We start from the raw sequence: 25,876 nt of genomic DNA, 5'->3' as shown, positions 1-25,876 counted from the left end.
TTCACAACATCAGTGTGCCGTAATTCCTTCCCGGTTCACAAACGGATCTGAGCAGCCCGGGAATGGAATTTCTCACGCAGGGTAGCCTTACCTAACTCTCCTCAGGAAGGCGAAGGTCAAGCTTGAGCAAAAGATGAGGCCCAGCATCACGCAGGCCATCGGCACGGCGCTGCCCGCGCCCGCCAGTCCGACCAGCGGGGCCGCGAGGGCGCCCAGCGCGAACTGCAGCACGCCGAGCAGGGCAGAGGCGCTGCCCGCGACCTGGGCGGGCTGGCTGGCCAGGGCCAGCGCGCCGGTGGCCGGCATGACCAGGCCCTGGCCGAGCATGATGACGAACAGCCCGCCCACGATGCCCCACAGGCCGAGCCCGGCGAGCGCGGCGGCCAGCAACAGCGAGGCGCCGGTCAGCCCGATCGCGAGCCCGGTGACCACCAGGGTCGCCGGCGGCACCCGTCCCGACAGCCGGCCGCCGAGCTGGGCCATGGCGGTCAGGCCGAAGGCGTTGATGCCGAAGATGAGCGAGTACTGCTGGGGCGTGGCGCCGTACACCTCCTGGAGCACGAACGGCGAGCCGGAGATGTAGCCGAACATGGCGGCGAACGCCAGCCCCGCGGTGAGCGCGGTGCCCATGAACGCCCGATCGCGCAGGAGCCGGCCGAACGTGCCGACGGTGTGCCTGAGCCCGCCGCTCTCGCGCTCGGCCGCGGGCAGCGTCTCGCGCACGCCGCCCAGGACGGCCAGCAGCAGCACCAGCCCGGCGACGCTGAGCGCCACGAACACGCCGCGCCACGAGGTGAACGCCAGCAGCTGCGCGCCGGCGATGGGCGCCAGGATCGGCGCCAGGCCGCTGACCAGCATGAGGGTGGCGAAGATGCGGGCGATGGCGGCGCCGTCGTACAGGTCGCGGACGACCGCCCGCACGATCACCAGGGCCGCGCCGCCGAGCACGCCCTGCAGCAGGCGGAAGGCGATGAGCATGGGCACCGACGGCGCGAAGGCGCACAGCAGCGAGGCCGTCATGAACCCGGCCACGCCCACGATCAGCGGCATCCTCCTGCCGCGCACGTCGCTGACCGGCCCGGCGATCACCTGGCCGATGGACACGCCGATGAGGCAGGCGGTGAGGGTGAGCTGGACCTGGGCGGGCGCGCTGAGCATCTCGGAGGTGATGGCGGGCAGCGCGGGGAGATACATGTCGATGGACAGGGGTCCGATCGCGGACAGGGCGCCCAGGATCACCAGCAGCAGTCCGCGGCTGCCCCTCCTCTGCCCCACGGCAATGGTGGACGTGGACGTGGCTTCGGCCGCCACGGACATGCGTGATCCCCTCTCCCTCGTAGGCCGGTGGCCCCGAGGGCCGAGAGATCAAACCACGATCCGGTCCTCCGAATTCCCGGTTATCAGATATTTCATGTGATTTCGTGAAGCTGGATGATCGAGAACGCCGCACCCTGGGGGTCGGTGAGCATCGAGAACCGGCCGGGCGGCGCCTCCATCGCCCGCACCAGCACGGTCGCGCCCGCGCCCTCGGCCGCGGCCGTGGTGGCTTCGAGGTCGGCGACCGCGAAGTACGTCATCCAGAACGACGGCGTCGCCGCGGGGTAGTCGGAGAACATCTCGACCATCCCCGCGATGGCCCGCTCGCCCCGGTGCCACTCGGTGTACTTGATCCCCTCCATCTCCTGGGGGTTCGGCGTCCAGCCGAAGACGGCCGCGTAGAAGCCCTCGGCGGCCTGCGGGTCGCGCGTGACCAGCTCGTTCCAGCAGAACGAGACGGGCTCGTTGACCAGCTCGGCGCCGTGGTGGTTGCCCGCCTGCCAGGCGGCCGCGTACGAGCCGTCCGGGGCCTCGAAGACCGTCATGACGCCTTCGTCGAAGACCGCCATCGGCTCCATGGTCACGGTGCCGCCGGCCTTCCCGACCCGTTCGGCGAGCGCGGCGGCGTCGTCGGTGGCGACGAACATGTTCCAGAACGAGGGCGACTCCCCGCCCATGACCGGCCCCAGCCCGGCGACGCGCCTGCCCTGGTGGAGGAACATGCCGTAGCCGCCGGCCTCGGGGTCGTCGATCATGTCGGCCTGCCAGCCGAAGACCTGGCCGTAGAACCGGGCGGAAGCCTCGACGTCGGTGCTGGACAGGTCCACCCAGCACGGGACTCCTGGGTCGTATCCGCTGCGTTGCGCCATTGCACCCTCCTCTGACATGGAGCTCGTCGTCAGACTTTCACCTCAAATCGCGCCTTAATGGGAAATGGCCGGGTCAAGACATGTCCAAATCCGGCCAACCCCACCTGCGGCCCGAACCGCCTGCGCCAGTCCCTAAACTCGTGGCCATGGAGTCCCCAGCCGTCGAGATCATCGGCCTGGTCAAACGCTACGGCGGCACCACTGCCGTCGACGGCCTCACGCTGCGCGCCGAGCGCGGCGCGGTGACCGCCGTGCTCGGGCCGAACGGCGCGGGCAAGACGTCCACGGTCGAGATCTGCGAGGGGTTCCGCAGGGCCGACGCGGGCACCGTCCGCGTGCTCGGCCGGCCGCCCACGCTGCCCGAGCTGCGGCCGCGGGTGGGGGTCATGCTGCAGTCGGGCGGCGTCCCGCCCGCGATGCGCTGCGGCGAGTGGCTGCGCCTGGTCTCGCGCTTCTACGCCCGTCCCCTCGACGCCGGGGTCCTGCTGACGCGACTGGGGCTGGCCGATCACGTACGCACCCCCTACCGGCGGATGTCGGGCGGGCAGCAGCAGCGGCTGTCGCTGGCCGCGGCCGTCATCGGGCGGCCCGAGCTGGTCTTCCTCGACGAGCCGACGGCCGGGCTCGACCCGCAGGCCCGGCACGCCTGCTGGGAGCTGGTGGGCGAGCTGCGCGGGGCGGGCGTGTCGGTGGTGCTGACCACGCACCACATGGACGAGGCCGAGCGGCTGGCCGACCACGTGGTGATCATCGACAAGGGGCGGGTGGTGGCCGAGGGCAGCCCGGCCTCGCTGACGGGGGCCGAGCGGCAGCTGCGTTTCCGCGCCCGGCCGGGGCTGGCGCTGGAGGAGCTGCTCAACGCGCTCCCGGCGGGCAGCGCGGCCAAGGAGTCGCCCGCCGGGCACTACATCATCGAGGGTCTGGTGGGTCCCGAGCTGCTGGCCACGGTGACGGCGTGGTGCGCGGCCGAGGGCGTCACCGCCGACGACCTCCGCATCGAGCGCCGCACGCTGGAGGACGTCTTCCTCGAGCTGACGGGCAGGGAGCTGCGATGACCGCGTCCGACCGCGCGCCCGCCGGGCAGATCGCGCTGGACTTCACGCCGGCGCCCGGGGCGGCACCGCTCCCGCGCATGGTCCTCGCCCAGACGGGCGCGGAGATCCGGGCGATGCTGCGCAACGGCGAGCAGCTGCTGCTCACCCTGATCATCCCGGTGCTGCTGCTGACCGGGTTCTCGCTGGCGCCGCTGATCGACGTCGGGAGCGGCCGGCGCATCGACTTCCTGGCGCCCGGCGTGCTGGCGCTGGCCGTCATGTCCACGGCCTTCACCGGCCAGGCCATCGCGACCGGCTTCGAGCGCCGCTACGGCGTGCTGAAGCGGCTGGGCGCGACCCCGCTGTCCCGGGCCGGGCTCATGCTCGCCAAGACGTCCGCCGTGGTGGCCGTGGAGGTCATCCAGGCCGCGGTGATCGTGTGCGTCGGCCTGGCGCTGGGGTGGCGGCCGCACGGGTCGTTCCTGAGCGCGGCGCTGCTCATCGTGCTGGGCACGGCGGCGTTCAGCGGGCTGGGGCTGCTCATGGCCGGCACGCTGCGCGCCGAGGCCACCCTGGCCGCCGCCAACCTCGTCTACCTGGTGCTGCTGGGGGCCGGCGGGGTGATCTTCCCGCTGTCGAAGTTCCCCGAGGGCATGCGCCAGGTCCTGGAGCTGCTGCCCATCTCGGCCCTGACCGGCGGCCTGCGCACGGTCCTCGCCCAAGGGGCCGCGCTGCCCCTGGGCCCGCTGGCCGTCCTGGCCGTGTGGGCGGTGCTGTCGCTGGGCCTGGTCTCGCGCACATTCCGCTGGGAGTAGCGGGTCATGCGCCGTGCAGGTTCCCGTAGCGGCGCCTGGTGAGGGCGGCCGTGGCCGTCAGCGGGATCGCGGCGGCGGCCGCCAGGCCGAACAGCAGGGCGTAGCGGCCGTGGTCGGCCAGCGGGCCCGCCGCCCACGACGCGACCGCGCTGCCCACGAAGAGCGCGGAGGCGAAGAAGGCGATCGTCGTCCCCCTCGCCTCGGGCACCACCGAGGTGGCCCACGTCTGCAGCGAGGAGTGCAGGAAGGACCACCCGCCGCCCAGCAGCAGCGCCGTGACCGCCACGGTGGCCAGGTCGACGTGCACGGAGACGATCGCGAACCCGGCGCAGAGCTGCGCCCCGCCCACCGTCATCAGCGCGGGAGGGGGCCAGCTCCCCGACAGCCGCTTGACGAGCTTCGAGAACGCCCACAGGCCCAGCCCGTACGCGGTGATGGCCAGCCCGGCCACGGCGGCGGCGTACCCGGCGTGCTCCAGCGCGGTGGCCAGGAACGGCATCGCGCCGAGCATGATCGCGCCCTCGACGAACGCGAGCCCGAACACCAGCAGCGCCCAGCCGTGCCCGAGCACCGCGCCCAGGTAGCGGCCGACACCGGCCTCCGGGCCGTGCGGGAGGTCGCGGGGCGGCTCCGGCAGCGAGCGCAGCGCGAGCGCGCAGATGAGGGCGCAGGCGGCGGGCACGGTGAACGCCACCCGCCAGTCCACCAGGCCCGCCAGCACCCCGCTCAGCCCGGTGGCCAGGGCGGTGCCGAGGGCGGCGGCGCCCATCAGGTCGGTCAGCGCCCGCTGGCGGATCGACGGCCGCACGGTGTCGCCCACGTACGTCAGCCCGGTCGGGATCACCGCGCCGAAGCAGGCCCCCGCCACGACCCTGGCCGCCACCAGCGCCCCGAGGACCGGCATCAGCGCCGAGACCAGCCCCGCCAGCGCCGCGCCGAACAGCGCCCCGCGCATGACCCGCACCCGGCCGAACCGGTCCGACAGCAGCCCCCACAGCGGCTGCGTCAGCCCGTAGGCGAGGTAGTAGGCGCTGGCCGCCGCGACGGCGGCGGACAGCGGGACCTCCAGGTCCACCGCGATCAGCACGAGCATGGGGCTCACGGCGAAGCGGTCGAAGCTGCTGACGAACGAGGCCGCGGACAGGGCCAGCGGTGGTCGGGCGAGACTCGTGGGGGACTTCATACGATCAATGATCTAAGAGACGCCCAGAACACCCTATGTCGGGGCATGTCACAGGCCACAGGTACGCTCTGACCGTCAACCCCCCGCATCCGGTGAGGAGTCCTGTGACCGCGTTCGCCCTCGACGATCCCTTCGATCGCGGGTCCGGCCTGCCCAGGCCGGGAAACCTCCTGCGCACGGCCGCCGACTCCATCCCGCCGAGTGGGCTCGTGCTGCTGGCCATCCTCTCGGTGCAGCTGGGCGCCGGGTTCGCGAAGGAGCTGTTCGCGACGCTGCCGCCGAGCGCGGTGGTGTTCCTGCGCATCATGGCCGGGGCGCTGATCATGGGAGCGCTCGTCCGGCCCCGGCTGAAGGGCCTGTCCTGGCGCGACTGGGCGGTGGGGATCGGGTTCGGGGTGACGCTCGCGCTCATGAACCTGACCTTCTACGAGGCCCTGTCGCGGCTGCCGATGGGGATCGCGGTGGCCATCGAGTTCCTGGGGCCGCTGGGGGTGGCCGTGGCGGCCTCGCGGCGCCGGATCGACCTGCTGTGGATCGGCCTGGCGGGAGCGGGCGTGGTGCTGCTCGCACCCTGGGGGCAGTCGTCGTCGGTGAGCTGGCTCGGCATCGGGTTCGCGATGCTGGCGGCGGTCGGCTGGGCCGGGTACATCCTGCTGTCGGCGGCGGCCGGGCGGCGCTTCCCCGGCACGAGCGGGCTGTCGTTCGCGATGATCGTGTCGGCCCTGGTGGTCGCCCCCGTCGGCGTCGCGACGGGCGGGGCGGAGCTGCTGCAACCGGAGCTGCTGCTGATCGGGCTCGGCGTGGGCCTGCTGTCGTCGGTGATCCCGTACTCGCTCGAACTCCAGGCGCTGCGGCGGATGCCCAAGCAGGTGTTCGGGATCCTCATGAGCCTGGAGCCGGCCGTGGCGGCGCTGATCGGGGTCCTGCTGCTGAGCGAGGTCCTGCACGCGCAGCAGTGGGCGGCGATCGTCTGCATCGTGGCCGCCAGCCTGGGCTCGACCCGGCGGCGCAAGGCCTGACCCGGGAGTGACGCGGGGCGGTGGCGCGGCGGTGGCGGGCCGCCGCGCGCCCGTGGGATGGGGTCTCGGACGCGCGGCGGGGGGCTCGGCTCTCGGTGGGCGGGGTATGCCGAGCCCATGGAAGGTCAGCGGAGTGCGGGTGTCCGCTTGACCAGGCATGCGCCATCCACCGGAATCGGTGGTGGCCGGTCCGCTGGGGACCTGGACGACGGGGCCGCCGGCGGACGCTCTGTGCGTCGCTCTTTCGACCCGAGAACGAGCGTACCGCGATCGGGGTGCCCACGATCCCCGAATGTCAGAACTTAGTGTGTTAAAAACGGACAAGCCGACCGCGGCCTGCTCAGTGCTCGGCCCAGATCCCCCGGACGTGGCCGATGTGCTCCCTCATGAGGTGTTCGACGGCCTGGCGGTCGCCGCTCTTGAGCGCGTCCAGCAGCGCGAGGTGCTCCCTGGCCGACTCGCCCAGCACGTCGCGCTCCGCGAGCTGGGACAGGCCGTAGAGCCTGGCCCTGTTACGCAGGTCGCGCACCACCTCGACCAGGTGGGCGTTGCCCGCCAGGGTCAGCAGCTCGACGTGGAAGCGCAGGTCGGCGTCCACGTACGCGAGCAGGTCGCCACGCTCGGCCGCCGAGACGATCTCCTCGCCGATGGGCCTGAGCCGCTCGAACTCCTCCGCCAGAGCGCTGCCGGCCAGCCTGGCCACGGTGGGCACCTCGATGAGGTGGCGGATCTCGGTGAGCTCGTCGAGGTCGCGGTCGGACAGCTCGGTCACCCGGAAGCCCTTGTTGCGCACCGCCTCGACCAGGCCCTCCTTGGCGAGGTCGAGCATGGCCTCGCGCACGGGCGTGGCCGAGACGCCGAACTGGGCGGCCAGCACCGGCGCGGAGTAGACCACGCCCGGCCGCATCTCGCCGGTGATCAGCGCGGCACGCAGCGCGTGCGCGACCTGCTCGCGCAGGCTCTGCCGCTCCCCCACCATCGGCAGGTCAAGCCGGTCCTCGGCAGCCATCCGCCCATCCCTTCCTAGCACCACGCCTCGTAAGCGGCGGCCGCGACCACGAGGTCCTCCCAGGCCATGCCCGTGCTCTTGAACACGCGCGGCCCCGTGCCGGCGACCACGCGCCCCGCGACGAGGTCGGCGAGGTTGCCCGCGAGATGACCAGCGGAGATCGTACCCTCGCGGATCGGGATGAGCACATCCCCCGCCTCCTCCAGGGCGGCCACCCTGGCCTCGACGACCACGGTGGCGCGGGCGACGAGGTCGCCGTCGAGCTCGCGGGCGCCGGGCTCGTGCGACCCGACCGCGACGACGGTGACGCCGTCGCGGGCGAGCTTACCGGGGAACAGCGGTTCTCTCGCTGTCGTACAGCAGGCGACGATGTCGGCCCCGGCCAGCGCCTGCGCCGAATCGGACGGCCGGAGGGCGCGGGCGCTCAGGCCGAGCATCCGGCAGCGGGCGGCCAGCGCCTCCGCGCGGTCCTGGTCGCGCCCGATCACCGTCACGTCCTCAAGGGGCCGCACCTCCCGCAGCGCGAGCACGTGGCCCCACGCCTGCGGCCCGCTCCCGAAGACCACCAGCCGCCGGGCGTCCCCCGCGGCCAGGTGGCCGACGGCGAGCGCCGAGACGGCGGGGGTGCGCAGGTTGGTGAGCGCGATCCCGTCCAGGGCCGCGAGCGGGGTCAGGGTGTCGCCGTCGAACAGCAGGTACGTCCCCTGGATCCGGGGCAGGTCGCGATCGGGGTTGCCGGGCGCGATGGTAACGGCCTTCACCCCCGCGTACCGCCCGGCCGCGGCGGGCATGAGCAGGAGCTGCCCGGCCGGCAGGTCCACGCCCGGCCGCTGCGGCGTGGCCTCGGGGTCGAGCCCGGCGCGGAGGGCGTCCTCCAGGATCCGTACGGCGCGCCCCACCGGCACCAGCCGCTCCATCGTGGCGGCGTCGAGATATGGCAGTCCGGTCATCGCAGCGTGAACCCCACACCCATCGAATCGTCGGGATCGAGCTCGAAGACGTGCCGCCCGGTGCGGTACGCCATGCCCTCGATCTCCGGCACGACCCCCTCGTCGACTACCGCGGCCACCCGCGCCAGGAACGTGCTCCCGACGACGCCGTCGTGGATCAGCGGCCCGCGCAGCCCCGAGTCGTGCAGCAGCGCCATCCGCGCCGCCGTGCCCGACCCGCAGGGCGAGCGGTCCACCTCCCCGTCGGCGAACACCGTCACGTTCCGCTGGTGCGCCGCTCCATCCTCGTCCGGCAGCTCGTCGTAGAAGATCACGCCGTAGACGCCGGACAGCCGGTCGTCGGCCGGGTGCCTGGAGGCCGGGTGGTCCGCCAGCTCGGCCTTGATGCGGCGGGCGTGGCCGATGAGCGCCGTCAGGCTGCCCGGCTCGACGGACAGGCCCACCGCCCCGGCGGGCAGCGACGCATAGATCGCGCCACCGTACGAAATATCGACCTTTGTCCTGGCGACGGCCACGTCCCGCGCCAGCACGAACGACGGCACGCTGACGAACGTCACCCCGCTCACCTTGCCGCCCGAGCAGCGCACCCGGGCCGTGACCCGCCCGGACGGCACGTCGATGACCACGTCCGTCTCCCCGTCGGGGTCGGCGGCCACCAGCCCCTCGTTCACGGCGTAGGCGCCGAGCGCGATGGTGCCGTGGCCGCAGGCGGTGGAGAAGCCGTCCTTGTGCCAGAACAGCGCCCCGAACGCGGCCCCGGGGTCGTCCGGCGGGACGAGGAAGCACCCGTACATGTCGGCGTGCCCGCGCGGCTCCTGGCACAGCAGCCGCCGCACGTCGTCGAAGCGGGGCTCGGCGGCGGCCGTGGACCGGCGCGACAGCACGTCCGCGCCGGGGATCTCCGGCACGCCGCCGGTCACGATCCTGAACGGCTCGCCGCCCGTGTGGTAGTCGACCGTGGTGATCGCGGTCCCGGCCAGGGCGGGGCCGCTCACAGCTCGAACCCGGCGGGGAACGGGTCGCGCGGGTCGAGGAAGTACTGGGCGGTGCCGGTGACCCAGGCCCGGCCGGTGATCGAGGGGACGACGGCCGGGCCGCCGCCCACCGTGGTCTCCTCCAGCAGCCGGCCGATGAACCGGGTCCCGATGAAGGACTCGTTCACGAAGTCCTGGCCGAGCGGCAGCTCGCCCCTGGCGTGCAGCTGCGCCATCCGGGCGCTGGTGCCGGTGCCGCAGGGCGAGCGGTCGAACCAGCCCGGGTGGATGGCCATGGCGTGCCGCGAGTGGCGCGCGTCCGAGCCGGGCGCGGCGAAGTAGACGTGGTGGCAGCCGCGGATGCGGTCGTCCTCCCGGTGCACGGGCTCGTCGGCCGCGTTGATCGCCTCCATGGTGGCCAGGCCGGCGGCGATGATCTCGTTCTTGGCCTTTCGGTCGAAGGGCAGGCCGTAGGAGCCGAGGTCGACGACGGCGTAGAAGTTGCCGCCGTACGCGAGGTCGTACGGGATCTCCCCGAACCCCGGCACCTTCACGACGGCGTCGAGCCGGTCGCTGTAGGAGGGCACGTTGCGCAGCGTCACCGACATGGCCTGGCCGTCCTCGACGGCCACGTCCACCTCGACGAGCCCCGCGGGCACCTCGAGGCGCACGGTGGTGACCGGCTCGACGACCTCGACCATGCCGGTCTCGACGAGCACCGTGGCCACGCCGATGGTGCCGTGGCCGCACATCGGCAGCAGCCCCGACACCTCGATGAACAGCACGCCGTAGTCCGCGTCCGGCCTGGTGGGCGGCTGCAGGATGGCGCCGCTCATGGCGGAGTGGCCGCGCGGCTCGGTCATCAGCAGGGTGCGGATGTGGTCGAGGTTGTCACGGAAGTAGACGCGCCGCTCGGCCATGCTCGCGCCCGGGATCACGCCGATCCCACCCGTGATGACGCGGGTGGGCATGCCCTCGGTGTGGGAGTCGACGGCGTGGAAAACGCGTTTTGTCCTCATCGCAGCCCTTCTGCCAGTGCCTTCTCGGTCGCCGCTCGCACGATAGCGGCCTGCTCGTCCGTCAGCGGCTGCCTGGGCTGCCTGCACGGCCCGCCGCGGCGGCCCGCGATGTCCATGGACAGCTTGATGGCCTGGACGAACTCCGTCTTGGAGTCCCAGCGCAGCAGGGGGTGCAGCGTCCGGTAGAGAGGCAGCGCGGTCTCCAGGTCGCCGGCGACGGCGGCGCGGTAGAGCGCGGCGTTGGAGGCGGGCAGCGCGTTGGGGTAGCCGGCGATCCAGCCCACCGCCCCGGCCACGGCGAGTTCGAGCAGCACGTCGTCGGAGCCGATCAGCAGGTCCAGCTCGGGTGCCAGCTCGGCCAGCTCGTACGCGCGCCGCACGTCCCCGCTGAACTCCTTGACCGCCACGATCAGCCCCTCCTCGTGCAACCTGGCCAGCAGCGCGGGGGTCAGGTCCACCTTGGTGTCGTAGGGGTTGTTGTAGGCCACGACCGGCAGGCCCGCCTTGGCGACCTCGCGGTAGTGCTCGACGACGGCCCGCTCGTCGGCGCGGTAGGAGTTCGGGGGCAGCAGCAGCACCGAGCCGCAGCCCGCCTCGCCCGCCTGCTCGGCCCAGCGGCGCGACTCCGCGGCGCCGTACGCGCCCACTCCGGCCATCACGTTGCGCCCGCCCACGGCCTGGACGGCGGTCTCGATCACCTTGGTCCGCTCCTCCGCGGTGAGCGTCTGGTACTCGCCCAGCGAACCGTTGGCCGCGATGCCGTCGCAGTCGTTCTCGACCAGCCAGCGGCAGTGCTCGGCGTAGCCGTCGAAGTCGACGGAGAGATCGTCGCGCAGGGGCAGCGCGGTGGCCACCATGATGCCGTGCCAGGCTTTGGTGCGGTTGTCCATCGGAAATTCCTCCATGTCAGGTCAATGGGCGGGGGGAACGTCGGAAATTTCAGAAATGTCGGGAAGGTCGGCCAGGGTGCCGAGGGTGACGGGCTGGGCGATGGGGCGGCGGGGCGGCCGCTGCGGCTCCCCGGCCAGGCAGGAGACGGCGTAGCCGCAGATGCGGCCCTGGCACCAGCCCATGCCGGGCCTGGCCAGCAGCTTGATCGAGCGCGCGTCGGTGGCGCCGAGGTCGCGCGCCTCGCGTACGCGGGCCAGCGGCACCTCCTCGCAGCGGCACACCAGCGTGTCGTCGCGCAGCCAGCCCTGCCAGCCGGGCATGACGGGGTACGCGCGCTGCAGCGCCTCCCCGAAGGCCCGCCCGCGCTCCCGGCGCCGCAGCAGCGCCTCCGGCACGGGCTGCGGCCTGCGCGCCTCGGCCACGACGGCGCGGCCCGCGATGCGGCCCTCCGTCTCGGACAGGAGCCAGCCGCCCACGCCCGTGGGCTCCCCGGCGGCCCAGACCCCGGGGACGGAGGTGCGCTGGGCGGCGTCGACGTCGAGCACGGGGCTGCCGTCCACGTCGTCGCGGGTGGCGCAGCCGAGCTGCGTGCCCAGCTCGATCTGCGGCACGAACCCGTATCCGACGGCCACCGTGTCGCACTCGACGACGCGGGTGGCGAGAACGTTCCATGCCTGGTCGAGGCGGGCCACGGTCACGGCCTCCACCTCGCGCTCCCCGTGCGCCGCGACCACCGCCTGGCGCGTCCGGTACGGCACGCGGTGCCTGGCCAGGCTCGCGGCGTACCCGGCGGCCTCCCCGGCCTTGCCCAGGGCCAGCAGCGGACGCCGGGCCAGCCCGAGCCCGCCATTGGCCTCGAACACCCCGAGCACCCGCGCCCCCGCCCCGGCCAGCCCGGTGGCCACGGGCAGCAGGAACGGGCCGGTGCCGGAGACGACGATCCGCCTGCCCGCCATGACGCCGTTGCCCTTGAGCAGCGCCTGCGCGCCGCCGGCGGTCAGGACGCCGGGCAGGTCCCACCCGGGGAACGGCAGCGGCCGGTCGTGCGCGCCGGTGGCGATCAGCAGCCGCCGGGTCCGCAGGACGTGCCGGTCCTCGGAGCCCGCGCCACGCGTGACCGAGTACACGACGAGGTCGCCGTCGGGCTCGCGGGTGACGCTCCACACCTGGTGGCCCAGGAGCACGTCGGCGCGGGCGTCCAGGGCCCGCGCCTGCCGCAGGAACCGGTCCAGCCCGGGAGCGGGCTCGGGCTCGGCGGAGTGGCGGAAGTACTGGCCGCCCAGCCGTACGGAGGAGTCCAGGAGCGCCACCCGCAGTCCGGCCAGCGCCGCCGTGAGCGCGCCGGCCACCCCCGCGGGCCCGCCGCCGATCACTGCCAGGTCGTACGTCACGACGTCGTCACCTCGTCACCGGGCGCGGCCTCCAGCAGGCAGGCCCGCTCGGGAGCCCGCCCGTTGACCGAGATCAGGCAGTCGAAGCAGACCCCGATCCCGCAGAACAGCCCGCGCGGCCGCCCGCCGAAACGGGTGCTGCGCCACGAGCGCACCCCGGCCGCGTGCAGCGCCGCCCCGATCGTCTGCCCGGGCACCACGGGCACCGGGCGCCCGTCGATCGTGATGTGGAACGTCAAGAGGACTCCTCCGCGAAGCGATCCGGCCGGAAGGGCCGCAGGTCCAGGTCGGTCGGGGAGCCGGTGAGCACCTGCGCGAGCAGGTGACCGGTGGCCGGGGCGAGCCCGATGCCCGCCCCCTCGTGCCCGCAGGCGTGATACAGCCCGGGAGCACGCGGGTCGGCGCCGATGACGGGCAGGTGGTCGGGGCAGTACGGCCGGAACCCGCAGTACGACCTGATGGCCCGCACCTCGCGCAGCGCGGGGAACAGCGCGACGGCCTGCTCGGCCAGGCGGGTGAGCACCGGCACCGACATCGTCCGGTCGAACCCGACCCGCTCCCTGCTGGCCCCGATGAGCACGGTGCCCGCGGGCGTGCCCTCCACGACGGCCGACGTCTCCAGGCCCTCGGAGTCGCTGGCCACGTTCGTGACGTAGGCGGCGGTGTAGACCTTGTGCCTGATCAGGGGCTCCGGCAGCGGCTCCGTCACGAGGATGAACCCGCGCCTGGGCAGGATCGGCAGGTCGACACCCGCCAGCGCGGCCACCTGGCCGCCCCAGGTGCCCGCCGCGTTGATCACCGCGTCGCCGAGCACGTCGCCCTGGGAGGTCCGTACGCCCGCGATCCGCTCCCCGCGCCGGACGAACCCGGTCACCTCCGCGCCGAGGCGCAGGCGCAGCGTCCCGTGGCCGAAGCTCTCCGCGCCGTGCCTGAGCAGGCGCGCGGCGGCCAGCATGGGCTGCACCTGGGCGTCCCCGGGGTAGTAGACCCCGCCGGCCAGGCCGTCGGCCAGGTGCGGCTCGTAGTCGCGCAGCGACTCGCCGGGCACCAGGGTGTGCTCCACGTCCTGCTTGGCGGCCAGCTCGGTCAGCTGCCGCTGGACCTCCCCGGTCTCGGCGACCACCAGGCCGCCCTTGGGCTCGAACTCGAACCCGCCCAGCTCGGCCAGCGAGCGCCACAGCCGGTTGGACAGCAGGGCCAGCTCCAGCTCGGGGCCCGGCTCCTTGTCGGACACCAGCACGTTGCCCTCACCCGAACCGGTCGTCCCACCCGCCACGGGGCCACGGTCGACCACGGTCACGTCGAGACCGGCGCGCGCGGCGTAGTACGCGCATGCCGCGCCCACGACTCCGGCGCCGACCACGATGACGTCGGACATCCATCACCTCCAGGGCTGTAATATGTCACATACCCCCTTCACTTGAGAAGGGGCTTTCCACGGACGACAGCGCGACGCCCCCTGACAACGGCGCTACCCGCTGACGGCATATCACCACCTCACCGCGGCCAAGGTCCCTTCGCCCGCGAGCCGCCGAAGCACCACCACCGCCCACGCCGCGACCTGGCAACACCGCCGCGCCGCACTTCGCCGAGCGCCTTTTGGGACGGCATGGGCGAAGCGCGGCGCGTCCCGTAGCGTCGCGGGGTTGAGCTTCGGCTGGGGCCGTCGAGGGGGGACGGACGGGCGGCGTTGTGCGTGGCCGGGGGCAGGGTGAGCCGGGCCGGGGGTGGGGTGACCGGTGGTGGGACCGAGGGGTCAGGCCCGTACCATCGATGGCGTGAAGCTACCCACGGACCACCCCAACCCCAACGTGCGCCGCCTGTTCTCGTTCTGGGCGCCCACGAAGGAGTCGATGCGGGGCTGGGCGATGGCGTCCGTGGTGGTCAACGCGGGCATCGCGGTGACGGGCGCGGGCGTGCGCGTCACCGGTTCCGGGCTGGGCTGCCCGACCTGGCCCAAGTGCACGCCGGACAGCTTCATCCCGGCCGCGCACCCCGAGGTGTCGATGCTCAACATGCTGGTGGAGTTCGGCAACCGGCTGTTGACGTTCCTGGTGCTGGCGGTAGCGGTGGCGTGCGTGCTGTCGGCCTTCAGAATGGCGCCGCGCCGGCGTTCGCTGGTGGTGCTGGCGCTGCTGCAGCCGGCGGGCGTCCTGGCCCAGGCGCTGTGGGGCGGCCTGGTGGTCAACACGATGCTCAACCCGTTCACGGTGGGCATGCACTTCCTCATCTCCACCGGCCTGATCGCCGCCTGCTGGATGCTGTACGCCCGCGCGGGCGAGGGCGACGGCCCCGCGCGGCGGGTGACCCACCGCGACATCCGCAGGCTCGGCCACGCGCTGCTGGCGGCCGTGTTCGCGCTGCTGGTGGCCGGGGTCGTGGTGAGCGGCACGGGCCCGCACTCCGGCGACGAGATGGCCTCGCGCTTCGACCTCGACATCGAGGCGGTGGCCCGGCTGCACGCCGACGTCGCGTACCTCGTCGTGGGCCTGACGTTCGCGCTGCTGTTCGCGCTGCACGTGAGCAACTCGCAGCGGCCCGCCAGGCGGGCGGCGCTGATGTTGCTCGTCGTGGAGCTGGGTCAGGGCGTGATCGGCTACACGCAGTACTTCCTGGCGGTGCCCGCCGCGCTGGTCCTGCTGCACGTGCTCGGCTCCACGCTGGTCTGGATCGCCGCGCTCAGGGTGGTCACCTCGCTGCGCACCCGCTCCCCGCAGAGCGAGCCCGCCGAGCCCGCCGACGCCGACCACTCCCCCACCGAAGCCGCCGGAGCACCCGCCGCCGTCTGAGGAGATATGCCAGGGTATGAGGGGATGCGTCCGCCACTCCCCCACTCCCTGGAGGGTGTGATTTGTCACTGAAAGTCCGCCCCACTCGGAAGGCCCTGCGACGCGCGTACCAGGCGCTGGTGCTGGTCAGCGTGCTCTCGCTGGCACCGATGACCTGGGCCTGGCTCGGCAGCTCGACCCATCGGGTGACGGCCGTGGGGAGCGACTGGCTCGGGCGCGTGCCCACGGCGCAGGCCGCGCTGGTGCTGGGCGCGGGCCTGTACGGCACGCAGCCCACGCCGATGCTGGCCCACCGGCTCGACATCGCCGCCGAGCTCTACCGGTCGGGCAAGGTACGGGCGCTGCTGCTGTCGGGCGACAACAGCCGCAAGGAGTACGACGAGCCGACGGCCATGCGCGACTACCTGCTCCGCAGGGGCGTGCCGGACCGGGTGATCGTGCTGGACTACGCGGGGTTCGACACGTGGGACTCGTGCGTGCGGGCGCGCAAGGTGTTCGGGGCGCGGCAGGTGACGGTCGTGACGCAGGAGTTTCACCTGCCCAGGGCCGTGACGCTGTGCCGGACGGCCGGCCTGGAGGCGTTCGGGGTGGGTGACGACTCGACCAGGGACTTCGCCCCGACCACCTACGCCTACGCCACCCGCGAGCTGCTCGCCACCGCCAAGGCGTTCGCCGACGCGATGGTGCTGCACTCCGACCCGGTCTTCCCCGGCCCGCGCGAGGTCTCCCTGACGAACATCCTGGGTCAGCCGGGCGCGCCGGGCGCGCCCGGGGCGTAGCCGGGCGGCGGGGTGCCCCGCGCGACCGACCTGGCGTGCGCCGTCGGCACCGGGAAGTCCGCCCGGGCCGTGCTCATGCACTCCAGCAGCGCCCGCTGCTCCTCGTGGAAGCTCTGGTCGTCGACCATGCGGCGGGCCGCCCGCTCGTGCAGCAGCCCCAGCTCGGTGGCGGCCAGCTGGTAGTCGCGCATGGCGCGCAGCCCGCGCTTGCCGCCGTGGGCCTTGGCCCACTGCCTGGCCTGGCGCCTCCTGGGGAACGTCGACAGCATGTAGATGTCGGCCTGGGTGACCAGCTTGGTCGGCTCGTACGGCGGCAGGTAGCGCTGGATGAGGGCCACGATGCGCCGCCGGTCCTTGAACACCACGCCGACGAGCACGATCAGCACGGCCAGCAGCGTCAGGTAGGCCACCACGAGCCCGGGGAAGCCGCCGTAGGAGGCCAGGCCGTTCCACAGGCCGTGCAGGATCATCGCGCCCGCCCAGCCCGCCAGGATGTAGAAGACCCGCTCGGGGCCGCTGCGCCGGGCGGCGTAGGCGACGGCGACGCCGATCATGGAGCTGAACAACGGGTGGGCCAGCGGCGACAGGACCCCGCGCAGCACGACGGTGACCGCCAGCCCCTTGACGCCGGAGTTGGACAGCGCGGAGAGGTAGTAGCTGACGTTCTCGCTCATGGCGAAGCCGAGGCCGACCATGCTGGCGTAGATGATGCCGTCGGTGGGCCCGTCGAGCTCGGCCCGGCGGAACCTGAGCAGCCCGAGCAGCACCAGCCCCTTCATCGTCTCCTCCACCACGGGCGCGCCGAAGGTGGCCGCGACGTTGCGGGCGCTGGCCTCCGACAGCTTGGCGGTGTCGATGATGTAGTGCAGGTTGAGGTAGTTGATCAGACCGGCGACCAGCACCGCGACGCCCGCGCCCCACGCGAAGGCGAAGACCAGGTTGCTGCGCGGCTCCGGCTCCATCCGGTCGAGCGCCAGCACCGCCGCCAGCAGCAGCGGCACCGGCGCGAGCGCCAGCACGAGCGCGATGAAGAACTGCACGGGAGCGCCGTTGATCACGTCGAAGGAGAACGAGACCAGAGCGCATACGCCGGTGAGGACCAGCCCGATGATCAACGCGAACGACGGGCGGTCCTTCAACACCCAGCGTGGATCACGGGTCGCCATACGGTGACTTTAACGGATCAGAGGGCCGGGGTCCGTGCCGGTCAAGACAGCGTCACCCTCCGGACACGGGTCCGCGCGGCACTCAGGCCAGCAGCGGGTCGATGGCCACGGCCAGGAACAGCAGCGCCAGATAGGCGTTGGACCAGTGGAAGAAGCGCATGGGGCGCAGGTCGACGCCGCTCTTGCCGGCGTTGAGCCGGGCCAGCAGGCGGTGGACCTCCCACAGGCACATGGCGCCGAGGACGGCCGCCACGATCGGGTAGAACAGCGTGGTGCCGGCCACCGGCCACAGCGCCAGCGAGCACAGCACGGTCGCCCAGGTGTAGGCGATCGACTCCAGGATCACCCGCCGCTCGGTGGCCACGACGGGCAGCATGGGCACCTTGGCCGCCGCGTAGTCCTCCTTGTAGCGCATGGCCAGCGTCCAGGTGTGCGGCGGCGTCCAGAAGAACACCACCCCGAACAGCACCAGCGGCGCCCAGTCGAGCCGCTCGGTGATGCCCGCCCAGCCGATCATCACCGGCATGCAGCCCGCGATGCCGCCCCACACGATGTTCTGGGCCGTGCGGCGCTTGAGGATCATCGAGTAGACGAGCACGTAGAACAGGATCGCCCCGGTGGACAGCATCGCGGCCAGCCAGTTGGTGGTCACCCAGAGGCCCACCAGGGACAGCACGCCGAGCACGATCCCGAAGATCAGCGCGCCGCGCGGCGACACCTGGTGCCTGGCCAGCGGCCGGCGGCGGGTGCGGCGCATCTTCTGGTCGATGTCGCGATCCACGTAGCAGTTGAGCGCGTTGGCGCTGCCCGCCGATAGGGTGCCGAACACCATGACCGAGATCGACGTCCACAGCGGCGGCAGGCCGCCGGCCGCGAGGAACATCACCGGCAGTGTCGTGATCAGCAGGAGCTCGATGATCCGCGGCTTGGTGAGCGCGATGTAGGCCTTGACGATCATGCCGATCGAGCGCGGCCCCTCCACCTGCGGAGATCGGGCCGTCGCCTGCCTGTTGGTCAGCACCGTCAAGGCGCTTCCAGCCTGTGCGGAGTCAACGCGTAACCTCTGATTAGAGCGGATCCATGGGTGGGCGCCGTGGCGCCCCTGCGAACAAACAAACTGTAGTCGCAGGGGCGGCCGGTCCGGCCAATGGGGGGCTTGCGCCGCACATGGACGCGTGCGGGTGGAATGGGAATCGATCGCCAGCTCCACTCGGTTAGGGTCCCGTGTGGGCGGGATAGCCAATCAATGACAACTAGATTCCGGAGATCGAGCACTTGAGCACCGAACTCGTGCCAGCCCTCGAATGGACCGACCTGGACAAGCAGGCGGTCGACGTCGTTCGAGCCCTGGCCATGGACGCAGTGGAGAAGGCGGGCTCGGGTCACCCCGGCACCGCCATGAGCCTGGCTCCCGCCGCATACCTGCTGTTCCAGCGTGTGATGCGCCACGACCCGACCGATCCCAAGTGGGCCGGCCGCGACCGTTTCGTGCTGTCCTGCGGCCACTCCAGCCTGACGCTCTACATCCAGCTCTATCTGTCCGGCTACGGCCTGACGCTCGACGACCTGCGCCGGCTGCGCCAGTGGGACAGCCTGACGCCCGGTCACCCCGAGTACGGGCACACCGCGGGCGTGGAGACCACGACGGGCCCGCTCGGCCAGGGCCTGGGCAACGCGGTCGGCATGGCGATGGCGGCCCGCCGCGAGCGCGGCCTGTTCGACCCCGACGCCGAGGCCGGCAACTCGCCGTTCGACCACCACATCTGGTGCTTCGTCAGCGACGGCGACATCGAGGAGGGCATCAGCCACGAGGCCAGCTCCCTGGCCGGGCACCAGAAGCTGGGCAACCTCATCGTCGTGTGGGACGACAACCACATCTCCATCGAGGACGACACGCTGATCGCCAAGTCCGAGGACGTGGTCAAGCGCTACGAGGCCTACGGCTGGCACACCGAGAGCGTCGACTGGACCGAGGGCGGCGAGTACGCCGAGGACGTCCAGGCGCTCTACGACGCGCTGCAGGCCGCCAAGGCGGAGACCGACCGGCCGTCGTTCATCCGGCTGCGCACGATCATCGGCTGGCCGGCCCCGAACAAGAAGAACACCGGCAAGATCCACGGCTCGGCCCTGGGCGAGGCGGAGGTCGCCGCCACCAAGGAAGTCCTCGGCATGGACCCGGCCAAGACGTTCGACGTCCCGGCCGCGGTGCTGGAGCACGCCCGGGGCATCGCCCAGCGCGGCCGCACCGAGCACTCCGAGTGGGACAAGGGCTACGCCGAGTGGCGGCTGGCCAACCCCGAGCGGGCCGCGGAGTTCGACCGCATCTCCCAGCGCGAGCTGCCCAACGGCTGGGCCAAGGCGCTGCCGTCGTTCGAGACGGGCGCGTCGATCTCGACCCGCAAGGCCTCCGGCGAGGTGCTCAGCGCGCTGGCGCCGGTGCTGCCCGAGCTGTGGGGCGGCTCGGCCGACCTCGCGGAGTCGAACAACACCACGATGAAGGGCGAGCCGTCCTTCATCCCCGAGGAGTTCCAGACCAAGGAGTTCCCCGGCAACCGCTACGGCCGCACGCTGCACTTCGGCATCCGCGAGCACGCCATGGGCGCCATTCTCAACGGCATCGCCCTGCACGGCGGCACCCGCCCGTACGGCGGCACCTTCCTGGTCTTCTCCGACTACATGCGCCCGTCGGTGCGCCTGGCCGCGCTGATGAAGCTGCCGGTCACGTACGTGTGGACGCACGACTCGATCGGCCTCGGCGAGGACGGCCCCACCCACCAGCCGATCGAGCACCTGTGGGCGCTGCGCGCGATCCCCGGCCTCGACGTGGTGCGCCCGGCCGACGCCAACGAGACCGCCTACGCCTGGAAGACCGTGCTCAAGCACACCGACCGGCCCGCCGCCCTGGCCCTGACCAGGCAGAACCTGCCGGTCTTCGAGGGCACCAACGCCGAGGGCGTGGCGCGCGGCGGCTACATCCTGCGCGAGGCCTCCGACGGCCAGCCCAAGGTCATCCTCATCGCCACCGGCAGCGAGGTGGAGATCGCGCTGGAGGGCCGCGAGCTGCTGGAGGCCAAGGGCATCCCGACGCGGGTCGTGTCGATGCCGTGTGTCGAATGGTTCAAGGGGCAGGACATCGCATATAGGCAGACGGTTCTGCCTTCGTCGAACCGGGCTCGCGTCGCGGTCGAAGCCGGCATCGCGCTCGGCTGGCACGAGTTCGTCGGCGAATGCGGCGAAGTGGTCGGTCTCGAACACTTTGGTGCGTCCGCGCCGTACAAGACTTTGTACGAGTTGTTCGGACTGACGGCCGAGCGCGTCGCGGCGGCGGCACATGCGAGCCTGGCCAAGCTGGGTCAGGAAAAGGGCGAGACGACGGGAAACTGAAGAAAAGATGAGCGAGATCCTCAAGAAGCTGTCCGGCCAGGGCGTTGCCATCTGGCTCGACGACATCAGCCGTGAGCGCCTGCGCACCGGCAACCTCGAACAGCTGATCCGCGAGAAGAACGTCGTCGGGGTGACCTCCAACCCGACGATCTTCGCCAACGCGCTCAGCAAGGGTGACGCGTACGCCGCCCAGCTCCACGACCTCGCCGTACGCGGCGTGGACGTGGGCGAGGCCGTGCGCGCCATCACCACGTACGACATCCGCTGGGCCGCCGACGTGCTGCGCCCCGTCTTCGACGCCTCCGACGGCGTGGACGGCCGCGTGTCGCTGGAGGTGGACCCGCGCCTGGCCCGCGAGACCGAGAAGACGGTCGCCGAGGCCCGGGCGCTGTGGTGGACGGTCGACAGGCCCAACCTGTTCATCAAGATCCCGGCCACGGTCGAGGGGCTGCCCGCGATCACGCAGGCGATCTCGGAGGGCATCAGCGTCAACGTCACGCTGATCTTCTCCCTGGAGCGTTACCGCGCGGTCATGGACGCCTGGCTCGCCGGCCTCGAGGCGGCGCAGGCCAAGGGCCTCAACCTGGCCTCGATCGAGTCGGTGGCCTCGTTCTTCGTCAGCCGCGTCGACACCGAGATCGACAAGCGGCTCGACAAGCTGGGCAAGCCGGAGCTGAAGGGCAAGGCGGGCATCGCCAACGCGCGCCTGGCCTACGCGGCGTACGAGGACGTGATGAACTCCGAGCGCTGGCAGCGCCTGCGCGCGGCGGGCGCCCGTCCGCAGCGGCCGCTGTGGGCCTCTACCGGCGTCAAGAACCCCGACTATTCCGACACCATGTACGTCGACCAGCTCGTCGCCCCCGGCACCGTCAACACGATGCCGGAGAAGACGCTCGACTCGGTGGCCGACCACGCCAACGTCACCGGCGACACGGTGCGCCCCTTCTACGAGCAGGCCTGGAACACCATGGCCGCGCTCAAGGAGGCCGGCATCGACTACGACGACGTCGTGAAGGTGCTGGAGGACGAGGGCGTCGAGAAGTTCGAGGCGTCCTGGAACGAGCTGCTCGAGAGCGTCACCAAGAACCTGGTTCCGTGATGGAGGTTTCCTACCGCGAGGAGGGGGTGGCCTCGGCCGCTTCCTCCGTCGCGGGGCGCCTCGTCGCCGACGGCGTGCCCGCGCGGCTCGCCGCCGGCGACCCCACGCTGTGGGGTGAGGACGCCGAGGCGGAGGCGGCGGTCAGGCTCGGCTGGCTGACCCTGCCCCGCTACTCTCCCGAGCTGCTGCCCGTGCTGGGCGGGCTCGTGGAGCGGGCCCGCGCCGCGGGCCTGACGAACGTGGTGCTGGCCGGGATGGGCGGCTCGTCGCTGGCGGCGGAGGTCATCTGCGCCACCGCCGACGTGCCGCTCACCGTGCTGGACACGACCGACCCCGGGCAAGTGCGGCGCGCGCTGACCGAGCAGCTCGACGCCACGGTCGTGGTCGTGTCCGGCAAGAGCGGCTCGACCGTGGAGACCGATTCCCTGCTGCGGATCTACGAGCGGCTGTTCGAGGACGCCGGCCTGGCGCCCGCCGGCCGCGTCGTGGTCGTCACCGACCCGGGCTCGCCGCTGGAGAAGCGGGCCGTGGCCGCCGGCTACGACCTCGTGCTCGCCCAGCCGGACGTCGGCGGCCGCTTCTCGGCGCTGTCGGCGTTCGGGCTGGTGCCCAGCGCGCTGGCGGGCGCCGACGTGGCGCGGCTGCTGGACGAGGCCGCCGAGGTGCTGCCGCTGCTGTCGCTCGACAGCGGCAACCCCGGGCTCGACCTGGGGGCCGCGCTCGGCGGCGCGGCGCTGGCCGGACGCGACAAGCTGCTGCTGGAGGACCAGCTCTCGGCCATCACCGGGCTGCCCGACTGGATCGAGCAGCTCGTGGCCGAGTCCACCGGCAAGGCGGGCAGGGGCATCCTGCCCGTCGTGGGGGCCGACCCCCACGAGAGCGGCGACGAGCTGGTCGTCGCCATCGAGACCGACGTCGGGGACGTGCGCGTGGACGGCCCGCTGGGCGCGCAGTTCCTGGTCTGGGAGTACGCCACCGCCGTCGCGGGGCTGCTCCTGGAGATCAACCCGTTCGACCAGCCGAACGTGGCCGAGTCGAAGGAGAACACCGCGGCGCTGCTGGCCCTGCCGGACCTGCCGGCCGGGGCGCCCGCGTTCGTGGACGGGCCCGTCGAGGTGTACGGCGCGGTCACGGCCAAGGACCTGCCCGGGGTGTTCTCCGAGCTGCTGAACGTGATCCCGGCGGGCGGCTATCTGGCGATCACGGCCTTTCTGGACCGGATGGCGGCGTTCGACGCCCCGGTGCCCGACGGGGCCGACTTCGAGCAGATGACCGACGCCTGGATGATGGCCGATCCGGCGACGCTGCGGGCGCTGCTCGCGCTGCGTACCGACCGGCCGGTGACGTTCGGGTGGGGGCCGCGCTTCCTGCACTCGACGGGGCAGTACCACAAGGGCGGGCCGCAGAACGGGGTGTTCCTGCAGATCACCGGGGCGGTGGCCGAGGACGTGCCGGTCCCCGGCCGGCCGTACACGCTGGGGCGGCTCCAGCTGGCCCAGGCGCTCGGCGACCTGGGGGCGCTGGAGACCCGCGGACGGCCCGCCGTACGCCTGCATTTGACCGATCGCGCGGCGGGTGTCGCGCGTTTGCTCGCAGCAGCACAGGAGGCTTGAGATGACTGACCCGGCAGCACCCGCGGAGGAGGCCGTCGCTGTCGACAACACGATGGCGGCCACTGTGGCCACCACAGCCGCGGGCACCGCCACCACCGAGGAGGTGGCCGCCGCCAACCCGCTGCGCGATCCGCGCGACAAGCGGCTGCCGCGGGTTGCGGGACCGTGCGTGATGGTGTTGTTCGGCGTGACGGGTGACCTGGCCAAGCGCAAGCTGTTGCCGGCGATTTACGACCTCGGCAACCGGGGGCTGCTGCCGCCCGGCTTCTCGCTGGTCGGCTTCGCCCGGCGCGATTGGAAGGACCAGGATTTCGCCCAGTTGACGCACGACGCCGTCAAGGCGCACGCCAGGACGCCCTTCCGCGAGGAGGTCTGGAAGCAGATCCGCGAGGGCATCCATTTCGTGCCAGGTGAGTTCTCCGACGACGGGGCGTTCGACGCGCTGGCCATGGCGCTGGCGGAGATCGACGAGACCCGGGGCACGGGCGGAAACTACGCGTTCTACCTGTCGGTGCCGCCGAAGTTCTTCCCCGTGGTGGTGGAGCAGCTCAAGCGCACCGGGCTGGCCGACGCCCCCGAGGGGTCGTGGCGCCGGGTGGTCATCGAGAAGCCGTTCGGGCACGACCTCAAGTCGGCCCACGAGCTGAACGAGATCACCACCTCGGCCTTCCCGGAGAGCTCGATCTTCCGGATCGACCACTACCTGGGCAAGGAGACCGTCCAGAACATCATGGCGCTGCGGTTCGCCAACAACCTCTACGAGCCCATCTGGAACCGCGGCTTCGTCGACCACGTGCAGATCACGATGGCCGAGGACATCGGCATCGGCGGCCGGGCCGGCTACTACGACGGCATCGGCGCGGCCCGCGACGTGATCCAGAACCACCTGCTCCAGCTCCTCGCGCTGGTCGCCATGGAGGACCCGACCTCGTTCGACGCCTCGGCGCTGCGGCGGGAGAAGGAGAAGGTGCTCAAGGCCGTGCGGCTGCCGGCCAACCTGGCGCTGAACACGGCGCGCGGCCAGTACTCCGCCGGCTGGCAGGGCGGCGAGAAGGTGGTCGGCTACCTGCAGGAGGACGGCATCTCGCCCGAGTCCACGACCGAGACGTACGCGGCCGTCAAGCTGGAGATCGCCAACCGGCGGTGGGCCGGCGTGCCGTTCTACCTGCGCACCGGCAAGCGGCTGGGCCGTCGCGTGACGGAGGTGGCCGTGGTGTTCCAGCGGGCGCCGCACCTGCCGTTCAGCAAGGACGACACCGAGATCCTGGGCCAGAACGCGCTGGTGGTGCGGGTCCAGCCGGACGAGGGCATCACCGTGCGGTTCGGCTCGAAGGTGCCGGGGACCGCCATGGAGGTGCGCGACGTCTCCATGGACTTCGCCTACGGCGAGTCGTTCCTGGAGTCGTCGCCGGAGGCGTACGAGCGGCTGCTGCTCGACGTGATGATCGGCGACCCGCCGCTCTTCCCGCACCAGCGGGAGGTCGAGCTGTCGTGGAAGATCCTCGACCCGATCGAGGAGTTCTGGGCCACGCAGGGCCAGCCCGAGCCTTACGAGTCCGGCTCGTGGGGGCCGCCGTCGGCCGACGCGATGATGGCCCGCGACGGCCGCGTCTGGAGGAGACTCTAAGTGACCACCTTCATGCTGTCGGACACGACGGCTGGGAAGATCTCGGCGCAGTTCACGCATCTGCGCCACCAGATGGGCGCGCCCGCCATCGGCATGGTTCTGACGCTCGTGGTGGTCTGCGAGGAGCGCCACCAGTACGACGCGCTGCGCGCGGCCACCGACGCGGCCCGCGAGCACCCGTCGCGCATCATCGTCGTGATCAGCCGCGAGCCCGACGAGCCGATCAGGCTGGACGCCGAGCTGCGCATCGGCGAGTCCACGCCGGGCGAGGTCGTGGTCCTGCGCCTGTACGGCGAGCTGACCCAGCACGCCGACTCCGTGGTCAGCCCGCTGCTGCTGCCCGACACCCCGGTCGTGGTGTGGTGGCCGGGCGCGGCGCCGGACGCCCCGTCCAAGGACGCGGTCGGCGCCCTGGCGCAGCGCCGGATCACCGACGCCAGGGGCTTCGACGACGGCGGCGTCAAGTCGCTGGTGACCAGGGCCAAGGGGTACGCCCGCGGCGACACCGACCTGGCCTGGGCCCGGCTGACGCCGTGGCGCAGCCTGCTGGCGGCCGCGTTCGACCAGCCGGTGGGCAAGGTCCGCAAGGGCGTGGTGGAGGCCTCCCCCGGCAACCCGAGCGCGCCGCTGCTGGCCGCGTGGCTGTCGGAGCGGCTCGGAGTCCCGATCAAGGTCGCCGACTCCTCCGGCCCCGGGCTGACGGCCGTGCGCCTGCAGCTCAACGAGGGCGAGCTGGTCGTGGCCAGGCACGACGCCCGCCTGGCCACGCTCTCGCGGCCGGGCCAGCCCGACAGGAACGTGGCCCTGACCCGGCGCCAGACCGCGGAGCTGATGGCGGAGGAGCTGCGCAGGCTCGACCCCGACGAGACCTACGAGGCCGCGGTCAAGCGGTTCGCACGCACGTACAAGGGATGACTTGGGACCTCAGTGGCTGAGAAACTGGTATCT

23 protein-coding genes are annotated in these 25,876 nt (G+C 72.2%); 10 read left to right on the top strand and 13 right to left on the bottom strand.

Features of this window, described 5'->3' with window-relative positions; translation table 11 throughout:
• Positions 1-87: 87 nt before the first annotated feature.
• Together ABZS69_RS45805 and ABZS69_RS45800 are read right to left on the bottom strand one after the other, a co-directional pair.
• A complete protein-coding gene (locus ABZS69_RS45805; protein ID WP_355384431.1) occupies positions 88-1,317 on the bottom strand; it encodes a multidrug effflux MFS transporter in 1,230 nt (409 codons plus the stop codon).
• A gap of 92 nt (positions 1,318-1,409) precedes the next feature.
• Positions 1,410-2,186, bottom strand: a complete 777-nt coding sequence (locus ABZS69_RS45800; RefSeq protein ID WP_355384429.1) for a VOC family protein — start codon at positions 2,184-2,186, stop codon at positions 1,410-1,412.
• Between the two features lie 146 nt (positions 2,187-2,332).
• Here ABZS69_RS45800 and ABZS69_RS45795 point away from each other — a divergent pair, with 146 nt between their 5' ends.
• Positions 2,333-3,241 (top strand): ABC transporter ATP-binding protein, encoded by a 909-nt coding sequence (locus ABZS69_RS45795; protein WP_355384426.1) that lies wholly within the window; start codon positions 2,333-2,335, stop codon positions 3,239-3,241.
• A complete protein-coding gene (locus ABZS69_RS45790) occupies positions 3,238-4,035 on the top strand; it encodes an ABC transporter permease (RefSeq protein WP_355384423.1) in 798 nt (265 codons plus the stop codon). The genes ABZS69_RS45795 and ABZS69_RS45790 overlap by 4 nt, the downstream gene beginning before the upstream one ends.
• A 4-nt stretch (positions 4,036-4,039) precedes the next feature.
• Here ABZS69_RS45790 and ABZS69_RS45785 read toward each other — a convergent pair whose 3' ends face one another.
• On the bottom strand, positions 4,040-5,218 hold the full coding sequence (locus ABZS69_RS45785) for an MFS transporter (protein ID WP_355384420.1): 1,179 nt from the start codon (positions 5,216-5,218) through the stop codon (positions 4,040-4,042).
• 104 nt (positions 5,219-5,322) lie between these two features.
• Between ABZS69_RS45785 and ABZS69_RS45780 the strand changes: the two genes are divergently transcribed.
• The gene (locus ABZS69_RS45780; RefSeq protein WP_355384417.1) at positions 5,323-6,237 is read left to right on the top strand and encodes an EamA family transporter; all 915 of its coding nucleotides are present in this window, start codon (positions 5,323-5,325) and stop codon (positions 6,235-6,237) included.
• Between the two features lie 340 nt (positions 6,238-6,577).
• On the opposite strand, the gene ABZS69_RS45775 is transcribed toward ABZS69_RS45780, so the two are convergent.
• The 8 genes from ABZS69_RS45775 to ABZS69_RS45740 are packed head-to-tail and all read right to left on the bottom strand — an operon-like array spanning position 6,578 to position 13,849.
• Positions 6,578-7,246 (bottom strand): GntR family transcriptional regulator, encoded by a 669-nt coding sequence (locus ABZS69_RS45775; RefSeq protein WP_355384415.1) that lies wholly within the window; start codon positions 7,244-7,246, stop codon positions 6,578-6,580.
• 14 nt (positions 7,247-7,260) lie between these two features.
• Positions 7,261-8,196: an ornithine cyclodeaminase family protein gene (locus tag ABZS69_RS45770; RefSeq protein ID WP_355384412.1), complete on the bottom strand. Its 936-nt coding sequence runs from the start codon at positions 8,194-8,196 to the stop codon at positions 7,261-7,263.
• Positions 8,193-9,191 carry a proline racemase family protein gene (locus ABZS69_RS45765; RefSeq protein ID WP_355384409.1) on the bottom strand — a complete coding sequence of 333 codons (999 nt, stop codon included), beginning with the start codon at positions 9,189-9,191 and terminating at the stop codon, positions 8,193-8,195. Before ABZS69_RS45765 ends, ABZS69_RS45770 begins: the two co-directional genes overlap by 4 nt.
• Complete coding sequence (locus ABZS69_RS45760) at positions 9,188-10,189, bottom strand: proline racemase family protein (protein ID WP_355384406.1); 1,002 nt, start codon at positions 10,187-10,189, stop codon at positions 9,188-9,190. Before ABZS69_RS45760 ends, ABZS69_RS45765 begins: the two co-directional genes overlap by 4 nt.
• Entirely contained in the window at positions 10,186-11,079 is an 894-nt protein-coding gene (locus ABZS69_RS45755) for a dihydrodipicolinate synthase family protein (protein ID WP_355384403.1), read from the bottom strand. The genes ABZS69_RS45760 and ABZS69_RS45755 overlap by 4 nt, the downstream gene beginning before the upstream one ends.
• A 21-nt stretch (positions 11,080-11,100) precedes the next feature.
• Entirely contained in the window at positions 11,101-12,471 is a 1,371-nt protein-coding gene (locus ABZS69_RS45750; protein WP_355384400.1) for an FAD/NAD(P)-binding oxidoreductase, read from the bottom strand.
• Entirely contained in the window at positions 12,468-12,710 is a 243-nt protein-coding gene (locus ABZS69_RS45745; RefSeq protein ID WP_355384397.1) for a (2Fe-2S)-binding protein, read from the bottom strand. Before ABZS69_RS45745 ends, ABZS69_RS45750 begins: the two co-directional genes overlap by 4 nt.
• A complete protein-coding gene (locus ABZS69_RS45740) occupies positions 12,707-13,849 on the bottom strand; it encodes an FAD-dependent oxidoreductase (RefSeq protein WP_355384394.1) in 1,143 nt (380 codons plus the stop codon). The genes ABZS69_RS45745 and ABZS69_RS45740 overlap by 4 nt, the downstream gene beginning before the upstream one ends.
• A 400-nt stretch (positions 13,850-14,249) precedes the next feature.
• Here ABZS69_RS45740 and ABZS69_RS45735 point away from each other — a divergent pair, with 400 nt between their 5' ends.
• Both ABZS69_RS45735 and ABZS69_RS45730 read left to right on the top strand, forming a co-directional pair.
• Entirely contained in the window at positions 14,250-15,260 is a 1,011-nt protein-coding gene (locus tag ABZS69_RS45735; RefSeq protein WP_355384391.1) for a COX15/CtaA family protein, read from the top strand.
• A 62-nt stretch (positions 15,261-15,322) separates the two neighbouring features.
• Positions 15,323-16,039 (top strand): ElyC/SanA/YdcF family protein, encoded by a 717-nt coding sequence (locus tag ABZS69_RS45730; protein WP_355384388.1) that lies wholly within the window; start codon positions 15,323-15,325, stop codon positions 16,037-16,039.
• Here ABZS69_RS45730 and ABZS69_RS45725 read toward each other — a convergent pair.
• The gene (locus ABZS69_RS45725) at positions 16,006-17,205 is read right to left on the bottom strand and encodes a PrsW family intramembrane metalloprotease (protein ID WP_355384385.1); all 1,200 of its coding nucleotides are present in this window, start codon (positions 17,203-17,205) and stop codon (positions 16,006-16,008) included. The genes ABZS69_RS45730 and ABZS69_RS45725 overlap by 34 nt on opposite strands.
• An 82-nt stretch (positions 17,206-17,287) precedes the next feature.
• A complete protein-coding gene (locus ABZS69_RS45720) occupies positions 17,288-18,232 on the bottom strand; it encodes a heme o synthase (RefSeq protein WP_355384382.1) in 945 nt (314 codons plus the stop codon).
• 248 nt (positions 18,233-18,480) lie between these two features.
• Between ABZS69_RS45720 and tkt the strand changes: the two genes are divergently transcribed.
• The 5 genes from tkt to opcA are packed head-to-tail and all read left to right on the top strand — an operon-like array spanning position 18,481 to position 25,843.
• The gene (gene tkt / locus ABZS69_RS45715) at positions 18,481-20,589 is read left to right on the top strand and encodes a transketolase (protein ID WP_355384379.1); all 2,109 of its coding nucleotides are present in this window, start codon (positions 18,481-18,483) and stop codon (positions 20,587-20,589) included.
• 7 nt (positions 20,590-20,596) lie between these two features.
• Positions 20,597-21,688, top strand: coding sequence for a transaldolase (gene tal / locus ABZS69_RS45710; protein ID WP_355384376.1), 1,092 nt, complete (start codon positions 20,597-20,599; stop codon positions 21,686-21,688).
• Positions 21,688-23,301, top strand: a complete 1,614-nt coding sequence (locus ABZS69_RS45705; protein WP_355384610.1) for a glucose-6-phosphate isomerase — start codon at positions 21,688-21,690, stop codon at positions 23,299-23,301. Before tal ends, ABZS69_RS45705 begins: the two co-directional genes overlap by 1 nt.
• Position 23,302: 1 nt before the next feature.
• Positions 23,303-24,928 carry a glucose-6-phosphate dehydrogenase gene (zwf, locus tag ABZS69_RS45700; protein WP_355384373.1) on the top strand — a complete coding sequence of 542 codons (1,626 nt, stop codon included), beginning with the start codon at positions 23,303-23,305 and terminating at the stop codon, positions 24,926-24,928.
• The gene (opcA, locus tag ABZS69_RS45695) at positions 24,929-25,843 is read left to right on the top strand and encodes a glucose-6-phosphate dehydrogenase assembly protein OpcA (protein WP_355384370.1); all 915 of its coding nucleotides are present in this window, start codon (positions 24,929-24,931) and stop codon (positions 25,841-25,843) included.
• Positions 25,844-25,876 lie beyond the last annotated feature (33 nt).

The organism is Nonomuraea sp. NPDC005650 (assembly GCF_040605375.1).
Taxonomy (GTDB): Bacteria; Actinomycetota; Actinomycetes; order Streptosporangiales; family Streptosporangiaceae; genus Nonomuraea.
The sequence above is the reverse complement of the archived record's forward strand: the minus strand, read 5'-3'. Positions and strand labels throughout refer to the sequence as shown.